3 protein-coding genes are annotated in these 2,268 nt (G+C 72.2%); 2 read left to right on the top strand and 1 reads right to left on the bottom strand.

Features of this window, described 5'->3' with window-relative positions; translation table 11 throughout:
- Positions 1 to 827 (top strand): hypothetical protein (locus VF468_11185; protein ID HEX5878867.1); only part of this gene is annotated, 827 nt, incomplete at its 5' end.
- 174 nt (positions 828 to 1,001) lie between these two features.
- Complete coding sequence (locus VF468_11180; protein ID HEX5878866.1) at positions 1,002 to 1,829, top strand: nuclease-related domain-containing protein; 828 nt, start codon at positions 1,002 to 1,004, stop codon at positions 1,827 to 1,829.
- On the opposite strand, the gene ssb is transcribed toward VF468_11180, so the two are convergent.
- Positions 1,807 to 2,250: a single-stranded DNA-binding protein gene (ssb, locus tag VF468_11175; GenBank protein ID HEX5878865.1), complete on the bottom strand. Its 444-nt coding sequence runs from the start codon at positions 2,248 to 2,250 to the stop codon at positions 1,807 to 1,809. The genes VF468_11180 and ssb overlap by 23 nt on opposite strands.
- Positions 2,251 to 2,268 lie beyond the last annotated feature (18 nt).

Below are 2,268 nucleotides of genomic sequence, written 5' to 3'. Positions count from 1 at the left end.
GGGCCCTGGTCCGCCTCACCGGCACAGAGGACGTCAACTGGCTGTATGTGCAGCTGTCCCGGGCCCGCCAGGACACCCGCCTGTACGCCGTCGTCGGCCCCGAACCCCAAGGTGCTGGGGAGCTCGACCTGCCGGATCGCGAGCAGCCCGACGGCTACCTGCAGCTGGCCCAGGCCCTATCCCGAGCCGGCGGCCAGACCCTGGCCATCGACGCCCCCAGCAGCCCCGATCTCCAGCGGCTGTCCACCGCGGAGTTACGGGCCGAACGGGATCGGCTCCGCTGCCAGCTCGACCAGGCCCCCCGCGACCGCCGCCGGGAGCTGGCCCGGGCCACCGCCCACCGCCAGCAAGCCGAGGAAACCCTGGCCGCCCACCAGCAGGCCGGCGGCCGCCAGCCGCCGGGCATGCTTCGCTGGCTACGACGCAGAGGCGACCAGCCGATCCAGCTGCTGGGTGGGCTGGCGGTGGCCACCCAGCAGGCCGACCGGGTCCATGATCGGGAGCGGGAGCTGCGCCAGCACCAGCACCGCCGCGACGGCTGGCTGGAGGCCAACGCTCACCTCGGTCCGCAGTATCGGCAGGTGATGCGGACGCTGGCCTGGCAGCGGCGCGCCACTGGGGTGGCGGTCCAAGCCGACTGCCCTGGCTATGTGCTGGAAGCGCTCGGCCCGGTGCCCGAGTCGACCCGGGATCGGCGGGCCTGGCGCCAAGCCGCCGCCCAGATCGAGCACTACCGGCACACCTACCAGATCACCGACCCAGATCGGGCCCTTGGCCGTGACCCCCAAGACCCTTCCAGCGAACCGACCGGCAACGGGCCCATATGACCATCGAGCGGGTTCATGTCAAGCAGCGTGCCGCCGACCGTACCCGCGACATCCAGCCGACCAGCGAGTCCACCACCCAGCCGCGAGCGCGCCAGCAGCGTGGCCGGCAAGGTCCCGAGCGGGCTGCCGGCTAGCACCAGCAGGAAGGAGCACCCCGATGGCCACCTCTCGACCATGGCCCTTCGAGGACGAGGACCGGCCCAGCGGATCGGTGCGGCACTCAGCCAGGCCGACCTCCAGGCCATCCTCGCCCACCTGAATGAGGACTCCGAGGAGCTATTGGCCGGCACCAGCGCCGGTCGGCCGGTGGTGGCGGTGCGGGTCCGGGCCAGCGTAGGCCGCCCAGGCGGCTCCGCCCAGGCGCGGTGGCGACAGCTGCGGGCGACGGAGTGGGCAGCGTGGACTCGGACCCTGCCCTGGCGGGCGGCCGCCAGCCTTGGCATCGGCACTGCCGGCGGGCTGCTCGGCATGCTCATCCAGCCCAGGATGGGCTTGCTCCTGGGCGGGCTGGCGGCCATAGTTGCCGGCTGGGCATTGCGGTTCCGGCCCAGCCCCGACGCCATCGCCTGGCGGCGCGGGGCGGCAGGGGTGCGACGCCCCGCCGCACTGCTCAAGCTGCTGGAGCGGCACGGCTGGGCGGTCCTGCACGACCTGGCCGTCCCGGGCTCGGCAGCCAACATTGATCATTTGGTGATCGGTCCCGGTGGGGTGTTCGTAGTCGACTCCAAGCAGTACCGCGGCCGCCTCCAGCTCGGCCCGACGGGGCGGCTGTGGCATGGCCACTACCCCCTTGCCCCCGTCCTGCGGGCCGTCTCGTTCGAGGCCGACCCGTCGGTGCGTGCGGCCAGCTCGATCCGGTCGGCGGCGCCGGCCAGGACAAGCTCATTTGCGCTGCCACAGTGCAGCGGCGTCGCCAGGCTCACTGCCATTGATAGCGCGGCGCCCCCGTTGGACGGGGGCGCCGCGGGGTTGGGGATCTTTAGAACGGCGGAGCATCGTTGAAGTCGCCGCCGCGTTCGGCCTGCCGCTCCCGGCCTTGGGTACGGCCGCCGTTGCCGCGCTGGCTGGTCCGCTCGACCTTGGCCGTGGCCCACTTCAGCGAGGCGCCGACCTCGTCGGCTTCCAGCTCGGTGACCGACCGCTTGTCGCCCTCGGGGGTCTCCCAGCTGCGCTGGCGGAGCCGGCCGGTGACCATGACCCGGTCCCCCTTGCCCAGGGACTCGGCGAGATTCTCGGCCTGGCCGCGCCACACATTCACCTTGAAGAAGCTGGTGTCGCCGTCGCGCCACTGGCCGTCCTGCTGGACCCTTTGGGTAACGGCCACGCGCAGGTTGGTCACGGCGATGCCGTTTTGGGTGAAGCGGAGCTCGGGGTCCTCAACCAGGTTGCCGACGATGATGGTGGCTGGATGTAGAGCAGGCACAGCTCCCGGCGATCATGC

It is taken from the genome of Actinomycetota bacterium (assembly GCA_036280995.1).
In the GTDB taxonomy this organism is placed as follows: Bacteria; Actinomycetota; CALGFH01; order CALGFH01; family CALGFH01; genus CALGFH01.
Note: the sequence above shows the minus strand (reverse complement) of the source record. Positions and strands in the feature narration are given on the sequence as shown.